Source organism: Flagellimonas lutaonensis (genome assembly GCF_000963865.1).
Classification (GTDB): domain Bacteria; phylum Bacteroidota; class Bacteroidia; order Flavobacteriales; family Flavobacteriaceae; genus Flagellimonas_A; species Flagellimonas_A lutaonensis.
This window is the reverse complement of record NZ_CP011071.1, coordinates 1,208,025-1,223,401: the sequence shown is the minus strand read 5'-3', so window position 1 is coordinate 1,223,401 and position 15,377 is coordinate 1,208,025. Positions and strand designations below refer to the sequence as shown.

Below are 15,377 nucleotides of genomic sequence, written 5' to 3'. Positions count from 1 at the left end.
AAAATTAATCAATTGAGGGCGATATTGTCGATGAGCCGTACACCCTTGGCATAAACGGCTATGAACGCCCTATATTTTTTGTTTTTTCTTTTTCTTTGGATGGGTGCAAGTTTTTCTTCGTCTGTGATTTCGAAATATTCCAAATCAAAATCGTTGTTAGCCTTGAATTGGTCTTTCACCCATTTCCTCAAATAATCTGCACTTTTCATGCCAAATTGCCTTTTGGCGGTCTTTAGGGTCTCAAAGATGAATCCGGCCCTTTGTCGCACTTCTTTTGGCAACCTTTCATTTCGTGAACTCATGGCCAGGCCGTTGGCTTCCCTTTGGATCGGACAGCCTATGATCTCTACGGGAATCTGTTTTGATCTGACCAGTTTTCTCACAATTTGTAACTGCTGAAAATCTTTTTCGCCAAAATAGGCCTTATCGGGCCCAACAGTTTTCAACAATAGTTCAACGATGGTGGCGACCCCGTCAAAATGTCCGTTTCGGTATTGGCCTTCCATCGTTTTTTCCAATCCCCCGAATTTAAATTTCTGTGGAGCGATTTCACCCGGATAGATTTCGGTTTTCGATGGCGCAAATACCAAAATGTCTTCAGAAAGCGCGTTCAATAGGTCGAGGTCCCTTTCTAAGTTGCTTGGGTAGTTTTTAAGGTCATTTTGATTGTCGAACTGTGTGGGATTCACAAAAATACTGACCACCACCACCCCATTTTCAGAAAGTGCCCTTTTGACCAAAGACAGGTGGCCATAGTGCAGGGCACCCATGGTGGGCACTAGACCGATGGAATGGTTTTTTTGGCGTTCTGCAGCGAGAACCGCTTGAAGGTGCCGTTTGTCTTCAATAAGGTGCATATATGGTAATAAAGGCGTGCAAAAATACCATAAATACTGGTAATCGGCATAATTTTTGTACTTTTGCACCTACGTTTCAGGAAAAAAAGAATCGGTCTATGAATGGTAAAAAGATATTGTTTGTATCTTCTGAATTAGTGCCTTACCTCCCCGAGAACCCAGTTTCATTGATGTCATACGAAGCGCCCCGAATGGTCAACAGCAAGGGCGGCCAGATCAGGATTTTTATGCCCCGATATGGCAACATCAATGAGCGGCGGCATCAACTGCATGAGGTCATTCGGCTATCGGGCATGAATTTGGTCATCAATGATATGGATATGCCACTGATCATAAAAGTGGCGTCAATCCCCAAAGAACGTATTCAGGTATACTTCATCGACAACGAAGAGTACTTTAAGAGAAAGGGTACTTTTGCCGATGCCGATGGCAACCTGTTTCCTGACAACGATGAGCGGGCCATTTTCTTTGCGAAGGGCGTGGTTGAAACGGTCAAAAAACTGAATTGGTCGCCAGACATTATACACGTGCACGGCTGGCTGGCATCACTTTTGCCCCTGTATTTAAGAAAGTACTACGCCGATGAGCCGATTTTTGCAGACAGTAAGATCGTTACTTCGGTCTATGGGCAAGGTTTTGAAGGTGAACTTGACAGTGCCATTGTAGATAAAATTGCATTCGACGGAATACCCACTGAAGATATCAAAGCCTTAGAAAAGCCCGACTATAATAATTTGTTAAAAATTGCAGTGGATCATTCAGATGCCATTATTTTAGCCTCCGAACAGATTCCAGATGAACTTGACAAGCATATTTCCAACCTTTCAAAACCCGTGCTGCCATATGTTTCTTTCAAAGAAACCGAAGAAGCATATGCCAATTTCTATAATTCGGAAGTTTTAAAATAGTTTTCATGAATCTTATGCGAAAGGCGACAATTTCAACCTTGGTTGGGATTTTTTTGGTGATGGTGTCTTGTGAAGAAGATTTGACAACCCTTGGCGAAGGTGTTGTCGGGGGAGAACCCTTTAACACAGGAAAGGCCGTTTACGACGTTTTTGCCTACAACAAAAGAGTGAACGCGGTACAGACAAACCGTCTGCCGATATATCAACTCGGAAATTTCAACGATCCCATCTATGGCAAACGAAGGGCCAGTATCACCAGTCAGGTCAGATTTTCTATCAACCCGAATACAGGAACGTTGAACAACACCTTTGGCGACTTTTCACAGGCAACCGAATACAACTCCGATAATGACGAAAGTATATCGACCATACCAGAGAACGAAACGGTAAAAGAAGTCTTTTTATACTTGCCCTATCAACAGCCGCCAGATAGCTCACGCGACAGTGATGGCGATGGCGTTGATGATGCATTTGATGTCGACCCTACAGACCCTAACAGCGATAGCGATAACGACGGCCTGACCGACAATACCGAAAGGGTTCGCGGCCTCAATCCGCTGGATCCCGATACCGATGGTGACGGAATTGGCGATGCCGATGATGATGACACAATCTCAAATGCCTTTGCGAAGACCTACGAACTTGACAGTATTTATGGTAATATCGAGGCACCTTTTCGTCTAAAGGTAGAGCGATCAACATTCTTTTTGCGAGACTTGGATCCCAACACCAATTTTGAAGAGGCACAAGAATATTTTTCAACGCAGACATTTTCGCCCGATTTTGTTTCAGATGTTCTTTTTGATGGGGAAGTCGAAATCGACAATAAAGAAATACTCTTCTTCAACGAAGATGACCCTGACACCCCTGACGTTGATGAATCGTTGACGGTCGATAACCGACTTGATCCAGGGATTCGAGTGCCACTTGATCCGAATTTCTTCCAAGAGAATATTCTTGACAAAGAAGGGAGTTCAGAACTCTTGAGCCAGGCCAATTTTGTAGAATTCTTTAGGGGCATTCATCTTTCAATAGACGCCGATGATGATATCATGTTGTTGTTAGATCTTTCAAGGGCGAACATAACCCTCACCTATGAATACGATGATTATAACAATAACAACACTACATCCGATACCTCAGACGATTTTATAGAACAAACAGAGCGCAACCTGGTATTCAATTTGTTGCAGAACAACAATGGCGTTATTTCAGGCAATGCTGTGAATACCTTCGAGAGCGATGGTTTCCCAACTGAAATTGCCGACAACCTTGACACCGGCGAGAACGCTTCAAGAATCTATCTGAAAGGTGGCGATGGTGCAATGGCCGAAATTCAATTGTTCGATGAGGTTGACGCAACACCGATTTTAGAGGAAATCCGGGCAAAAAACTGGATTATCAATGAAGCAAACCTGGTCTTTCATGTAGATGAGCAATTGCTCAACAGCAACATGGTCAAAGAGCAGCCACCGAGGATCTATATCTACAATGCCGAGACCAATCAGCCCATTTACAATTTGGCCACCGAAACCGCGAGCTCTGTAAACACCGATCCGTTGGGCCTTTATCTCAATTTCGGAGGGATTCTTGACGAAGACCAAAACACCTATACGGTTCGTATTACAGAACACATAAACAATATCATCGTGCGAGATTCGGCCAATGCAAAATTGGCCCTGACCCTTACTTCAAATATTGACATTTCACAATCTGCCGTGAGGGAAGCCATGGGTGCAAACAACATGAAAATTGATGTTCCCGTTATGTCAACCGTGAATCCATTTGGAACTGTGTTGTTCGGTAGCAACGTCGATGCCTCGAATGAAGAGAAAAAACTAAAACTTGAGATTTTCTTTACCGAGGCCAACTAATTGCTTGTTTAGTTTATACCACTGACGGATTTTTTACGTTTTACAACCGATATAGTTTGATTTTCCCCCTCAAAAAGTAATTTTGTTTATCTAAATCAATTGAAAACTACTTAGTTATGTGTGGAATTGTCGGGTATATTGGGCATAGAGATGCCTACCCCATCATTATAAAAGGGTTACAGCGTCTAGAGTACCGTGGCTACGATAGTGCCGGGGTCGTGCTCTTCGACGGAGAAAACATGCGCTTGGCAAAGACCAAGGGCAAGGTGGAAGACCTGAAGAACAAGGCAGAAAGCACCATGCCAACCAATGGAAAGTTAGGATTGGGGCACACCAGATGGGCCACCCATGGGGTTCCTAACGACATCAACTCACACCCGCACTTCTCAAATTCAGGTGATTTGGCCATTATCCACAATGGTATCATTGAAAATTATGAATCAATCAAAAAGGCCCTTGTAAAAAGAGGCTATACTTTCGAATCTGATACAGATACCGAGGTATTGGTGAACCTTATTGAGGAAGTAAAGAAAAAAGAAGGGGTGAAACTGGGCAAGGCGGTTCAGATTGCTTTGAACCAAGTGGTGGGAGCTTATGCCATTGCCGTTTTTGACAAGAACAAGCCTGATGAGATAGTGGTGGCCAAACTCGGAAGCCCGTTGGCCATTGGCATTGGGGAGAACGAATATTTTATTGCTTCAGATGCTTCACCGTTCATAGAGTTCACGAACAACGCAGTGTATCTCGAGGATGAAGAAATGGCCATTGTCAGAATTGGCAAAGAGATCAAGATGCGTAAGATCAAAGATGATGCAATAGCCTACCCGAATATCCTTGAACTTCAACTAAATCTTGAGGAGATAGAAAAAGGAGGGTATGAGCATTTTATGCTGAAAGAGATTTACGAACAACCCAGGGCAATACATGATACATTTAGAGGAAGGTTAAGGCCAGATCAAGGTATTATAAAAATGGCGGGGATTGACCAAAACAGCGAAAGGTTTCTCAACGCCAACCGGATCATCATAGTTGCCTGTGGCACCTCTTGGCATGCCGGCTTGGTGGCCGAGTACATTTTTGAGGATATGGCACGCATACCCGTAGAAGTGGAGTATGCATCTGAGTTCCGGTATCGAAACCCTGTGATTACAGAGAACGACGTGCTGATAGCCATATCCCAATCGGGTGAGACGGCAGACACCTTGGCGGCCATTAAATTGGCCAAAGAAAATGGCGCTTTTGTTTTTGGCGTTTGCAATGTGGTGGGCTCATCCATTGCACGAGAGACCGATGCCGGGGCCTATACCCATGCGGGTCCAGAAATTGGCGTGGCCTCTACCAAGGCATTTACCACCCAAATTACCGTGCTGATGATGATTGCGATGAAATTGGCCAAAGAAAAGGGCGTTTTCTCAGAGTCTAAGTACCATGAACTCTTGACAGAACTGGAGGGTATTCCCCAAAAGGTGGAAAGAACCCTGGAAACAAACCCATTGATAGAGAAAATTTCAGAGGTGTACAAAGATTCTTCAAACTGTCTTTATTTGGGTCGCGGCTATAACTTCCCAGTGGCACTCGAAGGCGCCTTGAAATTGAAGGAAATAAGTTATATACATGCAGAAGGCTATCCGGCAGCAGAAATGAAGCACGGCCCAATAGCACTTATTGACGAACAGATGCCAGTAGTGGTCATTGCCACTAGAAAGGGCCATTACGAAAAAGTGGTCAGCAATATTCAAGAGATCAAGTCTAGAAAGGGTAAGATCATCGCTGTTGTCACCGAAGGTGACAATACGGTCAAAGAGTTGGCAGATCATGTGGTCGAAGTGCCAGAAGCCTCTGAGAGCATGACGCCGTTACTAACAACAATTCCCTTACAATTGCTCTCTTACCATATCGCAGTAATGCGCGGCTGCAATGTTGATCAACCTAGAAACTTGGCAAAATCGGTTACGGTCGAGTAACAAGGCATACCACGTTTAATATAAAAAGCCGCCAATTTTAGGCGGCTTTTTTATTGATAATTTAATTTTTGAGACAATGCGTTGCGAACTAGATATTATGCATGCATAATTTTTAGATCTTTTGTGGCGACAGAAGTAAAAAAAAAATGTATATTCCACCTGTAAAAATTAACTAATTTAACTAATCTTAGCAATCATGAGAAGAATATTGCTTGCTTCCTTTCTGTTGTTTGGTTTTATTGCTTACTCGCAAACAACGGTTCAGGGTAAGGTAGTGGATGAGAACGGCGAACCTGTTCCAGGGGCAAATGTGGTCTTGGTAGGCAAGGCAGAGGGCACAACCACTGATTTCGATGGTAATTTTGAGTTCAACACTTCAGAAAACCCACCTTTTCAACTGCGAATTTCCAATATCGGATATGCCGATGCAACAGTAAGTATCACTTCAAGCAACCAAACGGTAAATGTAACGCTGAGTGAAGCGTCCACCATGTTGGATGAAATCGTGATTTCGGCATCAAGAACCCCGGAACGGATTTTTGAATCGCCGGTATCGGTAGAGCGCTTTGGCATTCGTGATATCCAGAACACTACAGCAGAGTCTTTCTACGGAGGGCTGCAAAATCTGAAGGGGGTGGATATCAATACCAACAGTCTCACCTTTCAATCCATCAACACTAGGGGCTTTGCGACCTTTGCCAATACGCGCTTTCTGCAGTTGGTCGATGGTATGGACAATACCGCCCCAGGGCTAAACTTTGTTCTCGGTAACTTGGTCGGTATGAACGAGCTTGATGTTCAAAGTGTAGAGATTCTTCCAGGGGCATCTTCTGCATTGTATGGCGCAGGTGCATTTAATGGAATTTTGTTTATGCGTAGTAAAAATCCCTTTGACTTTCAGGGCATCAGTGCATACGTAAAAACGGGACTTACATCGCAGGAAGCTGCCGGGGATAACAACTACTACGATTTTGGTATTCGGGCAGCCCATGCCTTTAGCGATAAATTTGCAATAAAAACAAGCTTTTCGTACATGACAGGCGAGGATTGGCACGCTGTAAGCACGGTGGATGTGAACAATCCCAGTGCCGATAGAACCGACCCGGCCTATAATGGGTTGAACGTGTACGGTGATGAGGTAGGAACCCTACTTAATTTTGACGCGGCAGCTGGACTTCCTTCCGGCACAGTGGGATCTGCATTTGTAACACGAACCGGTTACCACGAAAGGGATTTGGCCAATTACAATGCTGAGAGTGTGAAAGCAGATTGGGCACTGCACTATCGCCCGTTCGGTGATGACCTTGAATTTATTTATAACGGTAGAATAGGAAGGGGCACCACCATTTACCAAGGAGCAAACCGTTATTCAGTAGCGGGCTTTAAAATGCAACAGCATAAATTGGAAGTAAGAAACGATAACTTTTTTATTCGCGGATACATTGTTTCCGAGAATTCAGGTGATGCATATGACACTAGGTTTGCGGCCATCAATGTAAACCGTAGGTGGAAATCTGATACACAATGGTTTACCGAGTACGCGCAAACTTTCATTGGCGCCAAGTTGGGTGTTGGTACTGGTGTACAAGCCACAGATGAGCAGGCTCATGCCGCGGCAAGGGCTGCTGCAGATACCGGTAGGCTGATACCCGGCACCCCAGAGTTTGAAAGGGCGTTCAATGCCGTGATCAGTGATGGTGATCTGACCACTGGCGCGAAGTTTATCGATAATACCAAGTTTCGCCACGTAAACGGTAATTACAACTTGGCCCATTTGATAGATGATTGGGCAGATATCCAAATAGGGGGTTCCTTTAGGGAATATGAACTGAACTCTCAAGGTACCATCTTTACAGATATTGACGGGCCCATCACCTATAATGAGTACGGTGGATATGCCCAACTGCAGAAGAAATTTGCCGACGAGAGGGTGAAACTGACCGTTTCTGGCCGTTATGACAAAAACGAATTTTTTGATGGATTTGTTTCTCCCCGGGCGGGCTTGTCAGTGACCTTGGGTGAGAATCGCAACCACAACATCAGAGCTTCGGTGCAGCAAGGTTTCAGAAACCCGACCACACAAGATTTGTTTATCGGGCTCGATGCCGGAGTTGCCATCTTGGTAGGTTCGGCGCCTGCGAATTTGGACAGGGATGTAAGAACCTTTGATGTTAGCCCACAAGGGCAGGCCATAACGGGTTCACCAACCGTACAAGTGGTTGGTAGGGCCGCTTATGAAAATGCATTTTCAGCGGCATCTGTACTTGCCGGTAATCCGACAGCCGTTAATACACCATTGGTGCAACCTGAAGAAATAACAGCTTATGAACTGGGCTATCGTGCCCAAGTGGGTAAATTCACCATTGATGCTAGCGGCTATTACAACAGCTACAGTAACTTTATTTCCCAAACACAGGTGCTCGTGCCATTTTACGGTGAGGCCGGGGATGGTGGCTTATCGCTATTGGCACTGCAAAATGGTGATACACAGGTTTACCAAGTATATACCAATTCATCGGAAGAAATAACCTCTTATGGGGGCACACTGGGTATTGACACGAAAATCGCCGGGTTTGATTTGGGGGTCAATTACACCTATACAAAGCTAGAAGATGCCAAGCAATTACGGGCACGTGGCATACGAACCAATTTCAATAGTCCTGAACACAAGGTGAAGGCCTCTTTTGGCAAGACTGATTTATTTAAGAACTTTGGTTTTGGCGTGAACTATCGTTGGAGTGACAGCTTCTTCTGGGAGGCTTCATTCGCGGATGGCGACGTTCCTGCCTATACGGTTCTTGATGCCCAAATAAACTACTCAGTGCCGAGCATTAAATCAGTGTTCAAGGCAGGTGGTTCGAATATTTTGGGAGAAGAGTATTTTCAAGCCGTAGGTAGTGGTCTAATCGGATCTATATACTATATTTCTTGGACTATAAACCCCTAAAAAAGCAAACATAATAAATGTCAAAGGCGCTGTTGAACAGCGCCTTTTTTATGCCCAAAAAAAGCGCTGAAGAAGTTTCAATTTAAAAATGTAAAAGCATATCTTTGCAGCCGGAAAATTTAGACTTTCCGCCGCAGATAAGAGAATAAAACACAAACAGATAAGTAATGTCAAAGATTACAGGAAAAGTTGCCCAGATCATCGGGCCGGTCATTGATGTAGAGTTTGAATCCGGAACCGAGATTCCAAAGATTTACGATTCACTGGAGATTACCAAGGCCGATGGCTCTAAATTGGTGCTCGAGGTGCAATCGCACGTTGGTGAGAACACTGTGCGGACCATTTCAATGGACTCTACCGACGGATTGAGCAGGGGTGTTGATGTAGTTGCTACCGGTAGTGCCATTCAAATGCCCATTGGCGAAGATGTATATGGCCGACTTTTCAATGTAGTGGGTGATGCCATCGACGGAATGGAAGACCTTCCCAAAACGGGTGATAACGGTCTGCCTATACACCGTGAGGCACCCAAATTCGAAGATCTTTCCACTTCGACCGAGGTACTTTATACAGGTATCAAGGTAATTGACCTTATTGAGCCGTATGCAAAAGGAGGGAAGATTGGATTGTTTGGAGGTGCCGGGGTAGGTAAAACCGTATTGATCCAAGAGTTGATCAACAACATCGCAAAAGGTCACGGTGGTCTTTCGGTTTTTGCTGGTGTTGGTGAGCGTACCCGTGAGGGTAACGACCTGTTGCGTGAGATGTTGGAGTCGGGCATTATCAAATATGGTGACGATTTCTTGCATTCTATGGAAGAAGGCGGTTGGGATCTTTCAAAGGTCGATAAAAAGGCCATGAAAGAATCAAAGGCAACGTTTGTGTTTGGCCAGATGAACGAACCACCAGGGGCAAGGGCTCGTGTGGCCCTTTCTGGATTGACCATCGCTGAGTACTTCCGTGATGGTGCTGGTGACGGTCAAGGTAAGGATGTACTTTTCTTTATTGACAATATTTTCCGGTTTACCCAGGCCGGTTCTGAGGTATCGGCCCTTTTGGGAAGGATGCCTTCAGCGGTGGGTTACCAACCAACATTGGCCACAGAGATGGGTGCCATGCAAGAACGAATTACCTCTACAAAAAGAGGATCTATTACATCGGTACAGGCGGTCTACGTACCTGCAGATGACTTGACCGACCCTGCACCGGCTACTACTTTTGCCCACTTGGATGCGACAACTGTATTGTCTCGTAAGATTGCTGAGTTGGGTATTTATCCAGCGGTAGATCCGTTGGATTCTACCTCTCGTATTCTTACCCCAGAGATTTTGGGTAAAGAGCACTATGAGTGTGCCCAGCGCGTAAAAGAGTTGTTACAGCGCTATAAAGAGCTTCAAGATATCATTGCCATCTTGGGTATGGAAGAGCTTTCAGAGGAAGATAAGCTTGCTGTGGGCCGTGCACGACGTGTTCAGCGTTTCTTGTCACAGCCGTTCCACGTGGCTGAGCAGTTTACTGGTATTCCTGGTGTTTTGGTTGATATCAAAGATACCATCAAAGGCTTTAATATGATTATGGACGGAGAATTGGACCACCTGCCAGAATCAGCATTTAACCTAAAAGGGACCATCGAAGAAGCCATTGAAGCTGGTGAGAAAATGTTGGCTGAAGCATAAACCAAGCAAGGTTTGGCAAATCTCAAATTTCAAGCACCAAAATCCAATCTTTTTGGAATTTGGAATTTGAACATTGAAATTTAAAGAATATGTATCTAGAAATCGTATCCCCAGAAGCGACCTTGTTCGCAGGTGAAGTTGACTCGGTGACCGTACCGGGCGTAAACGGTGAGTTTCAAATGTTGCAAAACCACGCACCCGTAGTTTCGCTTTTGCAAGAAGGGAAGGTCAAGGTGCAGGGCGATGTTACCATAGAAGAGGGGTTCGAAGATAAATTCTCAAAAGGCCCAAATGGTGAAACCGTATTGGAAATTTCAAGCGGTACGGTTGAGATGAAGGATAACAAAGTGATTGTTTTGGCTGATTAGCCAGCATAAAAATTCTTATTAGATTTAAAGCTGTAAGCATAATTTCGCTTACAGCTTTTTTGTTTTATGCAGGGATACATAATAAAAGAAGGAAATCGTCCAATATGGCAACTTGCTTTGGCGGCACTATTTTTTACGCTTTCCGTGCTTTTACTGTTTCTGTTTTTCAGCAATTGGGTTAACACCACCGACCTTACCAAACTTAAAGGGAGAGTAGGTTTTTTGGTATTTTCTATAATGACATTTACAAATGGACTTTTCTTTTCCGTTGTCAGAGATTGGATTTTTGATTTGCAAAACGACCGATATAAAATTCAATATTCGGTTGGCCCCATAAGGGTCGGAAAATGGAAAGGCTTGCCCGAGATTGAGTATGTTTCTGTCTTTAGGCAACTGCTCACAAACGGGAATTATGTTTTTGAAACAAACCTTTGGTATGCCCAAAATCGTCATTTCAAGATTTATGAGAATTTAGACCGGACCCCGGCCTTTGAAATGGGCAAAGAGGTTGCAGAAATACTAAAGGTAAACCTGCTTGACGCAACTGAGCCGAATAATTTTAAATGGGTAGATTTAAAGCCTTTACAAACTGATTAGAACCCATTCATTGGTTGATGACCGGTATCGGTGAATTTCTTTGAAACCAATTGCAAAGTGTGCATTGAGCGATCGTACGTTTTTGACATCCACTTCAGTGATTATCTGTTTAAATGGGGGAATCAGAAATTGTTTCATATGCTTGTAAAGGTCCCGGAAAACACCACGGCCTCTATATGCCTTTGCGATACAGATTTGGCCCATTACGATAAAATCATTTCTGGAAAACCCAATTTTCTCAATCTCGGGGAACATTGGTTTCAGTATGGGAATGGTGTCGCCAAAGCTGGGGTGCATCGATAGGGCGTAGCCGATTACCTTGTCGTTGTGTACCGCAAGGGTGTGCGGGCATACAGCGTTCATCTGCCGTAACAATTCTAGGTTGTGTTTAACCGTTACAAAACCTTCACGGGTCTTTTCCTCGGGCGCCAAATTTTCAGGAAGGTTACATGACTGCAAATGCAAGATTTGCCTCAATTCTGAGTCTGTAGATGCTTGTTTATAGCCTACCGAAGCTGTCATTTGAATAAAGATAGTACTTTTGAAATATGCCCAATTTCCCAAAAAAACTAAGGCAAAGGCTTGAAAAGCGCAAAAATGAAAATGCTCTTCGTAAGCTGTCAAATTATAAAGACTTGGTCGATTTTTCGTCCAACGATTATCTCGGACTGGCGCGGGAAAAGAAAATACAGAGGCAGGCCGAGGGTATGATGCTTGAAAGCGCTTGTTCCAATGGTGCCACAGGCTCGAGATTGTTGACAGGCCATTACCCCTTGCTGGAGGAACTTGAAGCGGTTTTAGCACATTTTCACAAGGCTCAAACCGCCCTGGTGTTCAATTCAGGATATGACGCCAATCTTGGCTTTTTCTCCTCGGTGCCGCAGCGGAACGATATTGTTCTATACGACGAGCTTTCACATGCCAGTATTCGAGATGGTATTGCTTTAGGAAATGCCAAAAGCTACAAATTCAAACACAACGACCTGAAAGATTTAAATGAGAAGATAGCCATGTCCCTTCGAGCTCAGTCGAGAAGCGAGGACAGTGAAATCTATGTGGTCACTGAGTCAGTCTTTTCGATGGATGGCGATTCACCAGACCTAGGGGCAATGGCAGACTATTGTGCCAAACACAAACTGTGCCTGATTGTTGACGAGGCCCATGCAGTGGGGGTATTGGGCCAAGGCAGAGGATTGGTGGCCGAATTGGACCTAGAAGAGAAAGTCTTTGCCCGATTGGTGACCTTTGGCAAAGCTTTGGGCTGCCATGGTGCTGCCATTTTGGGTGCAAATGGGCTAAAGACCTATTTGATAAACTTTGCGCGAAGCCTTATCTATACGACTGCCCTACCGCCCCATACAACAGCCTCAATAATAGCAGCCTATAAACTGTTGGACGCGCCTGAGGGAAAAGAAAAACGAGAACGTCTTTATAATCTGATACAGCGCTTTAGGTCAATCGTGTCCGAATATGGATTGCAAGATTTATTTTTGTCAAGCGATTCGGCCATTCAAGTTGCCGTTTTGGGTGGAAACAAAAGGGTGAGGCACTGTGCAGAAATTTTAATGCAGAACGGATTTGATGTGAGGCCCATCCTGGCCCCGACGGTTGCCAAGGGGTATGAGCGGCTACGGATCTGCCTGCATGATTATAATACAAGGCAAGAAATAAGAACAGTATTGGAATTGATTTCAAAATTTGGCAATGGGTAACGATTGGGTAGTATTGGGAAGTTTCGAATTCTTGGCAGATGTTCAGGTCATTAAGGGAAGGCTCGAATCTGAAGGCTTTGAGGTTCGGCTCAAAGATGAAAATACGGTAAGTGTAGAGCCCTTTGCCAGCAATGCCCTCGGGGGTATCAAATTGTTGGTGCATAAAAATGACGAGGCAGCGGCCAAGGCCATCTACGACTCCATTCGAAATTTTGCCACTGACGAAGAGGGCAACTTAATTGTTTGCCCAAACTGTGGTGCCAAGAAATCAGAGGTGTACTATGCGCGAAATACACTTTTGTACAAATTGTTTCCATTTTTAGAGACCAAGAAGTACAAATGCAACCAATGTAACTTTATAACCAAACCCGGTCGATGAAGCTTTTTGTAACAGGAATTTCCACTGAAGTAGGAAAAACAGTAGCCTCGGCTATTTTGGTAGAGGCTTTGCAGGCTGATTATTGGAAGCCCGTTCAGGCAGGAGACCTGCACCACTCTGACAGTGATAAGGTCAAAGAATTGATTTCCAATTCGAAGTCGGTCATCCATCCGAACAGTTACGCTTTGAAAACACCCATGAGTCCGCATGCGGCGGCTGAAATTGATGGAACCGAAATCGATTTGCAGTGTATTGTGGAACCCAAAACCGATAACCATCTGGTCATCGAGGGTGCGGGCGGATTATTGGTTCCGTTGAACAACAAAGACACCATCTTCGATTTGATAAAACCCGAGTACAAGGTTGTGGTGGTATCACGGCACTACCTTGGCAGCATCAACCATTCGCTGCTGACCATCAATGCCCTTCAACAACAAGGGTTCAAAGTCGGCATTGTTTTTAGTGGAAATGAGCACTCCACTTCTGAGAGCATCATTCTTGAAAAAACAAAGGCTACCCTTTTAGGGCGTATTGATGAAGAAGAGAACTTTAATAAAAAGGTTGTTAAGAAATATGCTACTCGATTCAAACAAAAACTAAAGCTGTTCTAGTCGTTGGTAAATGAGACCACGGTCAATGGTTTTGATCAATTTATAATGTTTTTGCAAGTAGATATTGACGTAGAAATTGAGGGCAATAAACTGTTTGTCAAAAGGCCGTTTTCCTTTTCTGGCCACGATGATGCTTGGCCGTATTTCCTCCATAATATATCGTAGCTCTTCAGCACTTGTCGTACGTGGGTTTTGCATGTGCGGAAAAAGGGCATCCCTGGCAATGTTGCTTGGGTGGGTTGCCGCTTTGGTGGGGGGGTTGGTTCCTAAAAGCCAATATCCAATATGATATTCTAGAAAAAAAACATTTTCCGTTTCTAAGTCATTTTTTATAAGATAAGCCGGAATCTCGATTCCTTCACCATTGTAGAAAGTTCCTTTTTCAACTTTGTGGTTGATTATATTGGCATACTCTAGATAAGCCTCCATAGGGACCAATGGCAGCATTAGCAAAGGAATAGCCTTTAAGTATGATTTTTTGGCAAGAACTATCTTAGATGTTGCCATGAAGGTCAAAATCAAAAGAAAAGGGTATAGCTGTATCAAATAATGCCCGTTCACCTTTCCTATTTGCACAAAGGAAAGGGCCATGCCCAGTGGCAGCACAAAGAATATGGCCACTTCTCTTTGGTGAAAATCGAGGATTTTTTTTCTATTGGCCAACCAACCAAGAAAGATTATCAAGACGAAGAAAACCATGGCCTCCAACTTTGAACTTGTTTTTGAACTTGAATAGGCCATAGGGGCTTCGAAAACAGATTGCCACCAAATCAGCAGCTCACCGGAAAACAGGTATGGCAACGCGGTCAATGCTACTACCAGTACCATTCCCAACACAATCAACAACCACTTTGGCCACTCGGCCATTACTCTTTTGTCTCTAAATGCTTCCCAACATAAAAAGAGGCCTAAAAAGAAAATAGGATATGCAATGTTCAATTTAGACATGAAAGAAAGCCCATAAAAAATACCTGAGAGCAATAGCCAATACCATTTCCGTTTAAACAGTGACCAGTAAAGGGCCATCATAAAAAAGGCAATGCAAATATGTTCAGACATCACTCCCTGCAAACTGCCGAAAAGGCTAAGTAGGGGTACTGTTAAAAATGAAGCCCAGATAGCCATCTTTTTAGAAATTGCCCTAACGCCCACTTTGTAGGTAAAAAGGGCGGTAAGGGCAACAAGTAGGGTGCCGGCCAATCGAATGGCAATAAAACTTTTACCAAAGAAATAGATAACGGCACCAAAAAACAGGAAAATGACAGGGGGCTTCAGATCCCAGAGTTCGGTGTAGGGCAAATGACCATTGACCCAAGACTGGCCCATAAGAATAAAGGTGCTTTCGTCTCGGTCAATGTAATCACGAAAAAAGAAAGGAAATCGGATAAAAAGAGAGAAAATAAAAAGAAGAAAGAAAAGGTTTCTTTCTTTCATCATGGTGTAATCAGGAGTTAAAAAGTGAAGAACTTTTTTAAACATCAGGC

Annotated in this window: 12 protein-coding genes; 9 read left to right on the top strand and 3 right to left on the bottom strand. The window is 44.0% G+C overall.

Translation table 11 applies throughout. The features are described 5' to 3' along the window. Nucleotides 1–8: 8 nt before the first annotated feature. Nucleotides 9–857 (bottom strand): pantoate--beta-alanine ligase, encoded by an 849-nt coding sequence (panC, locus tag VC82_RS05705; RefSeq protein WP_045801515.1) that lies wholly within the window; start codon nt 855–857, stop codon nt 9–11. A gap of 98 nt (nt 858–955) precedes the next feature. Here panC and VC82_RS05700 point away from each other — a divergent pair, with 98 nt between their 5' ends. The 6 genes from VC82_RS05700 to VC82_RS05675 all read left to right on the top strand — a co-directional run bounded on the left by VC82_RS05700 (nt 956) and on the right by VC82_RS05675 (nt 10,594). Beyond that, nucleotides 956–1,765, top strand: a complete 810-nt coding sequence (locus VC82_RS05700) for a glycogen/starch synthase (RefSeq protein ID WP_045801514.1) — start codon at nt 956–958, stop codon at nt 1,763–1,765. A 5-nt stretch (nt 1,766–1,770) separates the two neighbouring features. After that, the gene (locus VC82_RS05695) at nt 1,771–3,639 is read left to right on the top strand and encodes a DUF4270 domain-containing protein (protein ID WP_045801513.1); all 1,869 of its coding nucleotides are present in this window, start codon (nt 1,771–1,773) and stop codon (nt 3,637–3,639) included. Between the two features lie 116 nt (nt 3,640–3,755). Then, complete coding sequence (glmS, locus tag VC82_RS05690; RefSeq protein WP_045801512.1) at nt 3,756–5,603, top strand: glutamine--fructose-6-phosphate transaminase (isomerizing); 1,848 nt, start codon at nt 3,756–3,758, stop codon at nt 5,601–5,603. Between the two features lie 196 nt (nt 5,604–5,799). Further along, nucleotides 5,800–8,550, top strand: a complete 2,751-nt coding sequence (locus VC82_RS05685) for a TonB-dependent receptor (protein WP_045801511.1) — start codon at nt 5,800–5,802, stop codon at nt 8,548–8,550. Nucleotides 8,551–8,717: 167 nt separating this feature from the next. Further along, nucleotides 8,718–10,226, top strand: a complete 1,509-nt coding sequence (gene atpD, locus VC82_RS05680) for a F0F1 ATP synthase subunit beta (protein WP_045801510.1) — start codon at nt 8,718–8,720, stop codon at nt 10,224–10,226. 89 nt (nt 10,227–10,315) lie between these two features. Beyond that, nucleotides 10,316–10,594: a F0F1 ATP synthase subunit delta/epsilon gene (locus VC82_RS05675; protein ID WP_045801509.1), complete on the top strand. Its 279-nt coding sequence runs from the start codon at nt 10,316–10,318 to the stop codon at nt 10,592–10,594. Between the two features lie 582 nt (nt 10,595–11,176). Here VC82_RS05675 and VC82_RS05665 read toward each other — a convergent pair. After that, the gene (locus VC82_RS05665) at nt 11,177–11,713 is read right to left on the bottom strand and encodes a GNAT family N-acetyltransferase (protein ID WP_045801507.1); all 537 of its coding nucleotides are present in this window, start codon (nt 11,711–11,713) and stop codon (nt 11,177–11,179) included. Nucleotides 11,714–11,739: 26 nt separating this feature from the next. Here VC82_RS05665 and VC82_RS05660 point away from each other — a divergent pair, with 26 nt between their 5' ends. From VC82_RS05660 to bioD, 3 genes are read left to right on the top strand one after another with little or no spacing between them, the layout of a single operon-like run. Further along, nucleotides 11,740–12,903, top strand: coding sequence for an aminotransferase class I/II-fold pyridoxal phosphate-dependent enzyme (locus VC82_RS05660; RefSeq protein ID WP_045801506.1), 1,164 nt, complete (start codon nt 11,740–11,742; stop codon nt 12,901–12,903). Then, nucleotides 12,896–13,282 (top strand): putative signal transducing protein, encoded by a 387-nt coding sequence (locus VC82_RS05655; protein ID WP_045801505.1) that lies wholly within the window; start codon nt 12,896–12,898, stop codon nt 13,280–13,282. Before VC82_RS05660 ends, VC82_RS05655 begins: the two co-directional genes overlap by 8 nt. After that, nucleotides 13,279–13,893: a dethiobiotin synthase gene (gene bioD / locus VC82_RS05650; protein WP_045801504.1), complete on the top strand. Its 615-nt coding sequence runs from the start codon at nt 13,279–13,281 to the stop codon at nt 13,891–13,893. The genes VC82_RS05655 and bioD overlap by 4 nt, the downstream gene beginning before the upstream one ends. Here the strand turns inward: bioD and VC82_RS05645 are convergent. Next, nucleotides 13,879–15,372: an ArnT family glycosyltransferase gene (locus tag VC82_RS05645; RefSeq protein ID WP_045801503.1), complete on the bottom strand. Its 1,494-nt coding sequence runs from the start codon at nt 15,370–15,372 to the stop codon at nt 13,879–13,881. The two genes, bioD and VC82_RS05645, sit on opposite strands and share 15 nt — an antisense overlap. Between the last annotated feature and the right edge of the window lie 5 nt (nt 15,373–15,377).

What these genes read in the sequence shown, in the direction of transcription:
- panC (WP_045801515.1), bottom strand. Translation starts at nt 857, where the DNA reads ATGCACCTTATTGAAGACAAACGGCACCTTCAAGCGGTTCTCGCTGCA.
- VC82_RS05700 (WP_045801514.1), top strand. Translation starts at nt 956, where the DNA reads ATGAATGGTAAAAAGATATTGTTTGTATCTTCTGAATTAGTGCCTTAC.
- VC82_RS05695 (WP_045801513.1), top strand. Translation starts at nt 1,771, where the DNA reads ATGAATCTTATGCGAAAGGCGACAATTTCAACCTTGGTTGGGATTTTT.
- glmS (WP_045801512.1), top strand. Translation starts at nt 3,756, where the DNA reads ATGTGTGGAATTGTCGGGTATATTGGGCATAGAGATGCCTACCCCATC.
- VC82_RS05685 (WP_045801511.1), top strand. Translation starts at nt 5,800, where the DNA reads ATGAGAAGAATATTGCTTGCTTCCTTTCTGTTGTTTGGTTTTATTGCT.
- atpD (WP_045801510.1), top strand. Translation starts at nt 8,718, where the DNA reads ATGTCAAAGATTACAGGAAAAGTTGCCCAGATCATCGGGCCGGTCATT.
- VC82_RS05675 (WP_045801509.1), top strand. Translation starts at nt 10,316, where the DNA reads ATGTATCTAGAAATCGTATCCCCAGAAGCGACCTTGTTCGCAGGTGAA.
- VC82_RS05665 (WP_045801507.1), bottom strand. Translation starts at nt 11,713, where the DNA reads ATGACAGCTTCGGTAGGCTATAAACAAGCATCTACAGACTCAGAATTG.
- VC82_RS05660 (WP_045801506.1), top strand. Translation starts at nt 11,740, where the DNA reads ATGCCCAATTTCCCAAAAAAACTAAGGCAAAGGCTTGAAAAGCGCAAA.
- VC82_RS05655 (WP_045801505.1), top strand. Translation starts at nt 12,896, where the DNA reads ATGGGTAACGATTGGGTAGTATTGGGAAGTTTCGAATTCTTGGCAGAT.
- bioD (WP_045801504.1), top strand. Translation starts at nt 13,279, where the DNA reads ATGAAGCTTTTTGTAACAGGAATTTCCACTGAAGTAGGAAAAACAGTA.
- VC82_RS05645 (WP_045801503.1), bottom strand. Translation starts at nt 15,372, where the DNA reads ATGTTTAAAAAAGTTCTTCACTTTTTAACTCCTGATTACACCATGATG.